Origin of the sequence: Methylobacterium sp. CCH5-D2, from assembly GCF_001556475.1 — a bacterium.
In the GTDB taxonomy this organism is placed as follows: Bacteria; Pseudomonadota; Alphaproteobacteria; order Rhizobiales; family Beijerinckiaceae; genus Methylobacterium; species Methylobacterium hispanicum.
Genome location: NZ_LSIX01000825.1, coordinates 1 through 207 on the forward strand (window position 1 = coordinate 1; position 207 = coordinate 207).

The following is a 207-nucleotide window of genomic DNA, read 5'->3' on the forward strand; positions in this document are numbered from 1 at the left end:
GAGGGTCGGCGGGGCGATCCCGCGCGGGTCGAGCCGCAGGCGCAGCATCCGAGCGCCCGCACCGCTCCCGGACCGGATCTGCCGGGCGAGGGCGGACGGGAGCGTGCCCGCCGGCGCGAGCGCGCGCAGCAGCGCGCCCGCGCCCGGCGTCGCGTGCAGCACCCGCGCACCATCCTCCGCGAGCACGAGGCGGATGTCGGCGGGGCC

At 81.6% G+C, this 207-nt stretch carries 1 protein-coding gene; it reads right to left on the reverse strand.

Annotated features, from left to right (window positions below; genetic code table 11):
- Positions 1-207 (reverse strand): hypothetical protein (locus AX737_RS34715; RefSeq protein WP_197430676.1); only part of this gene is annotated, 207 nt, incomplete at both ends.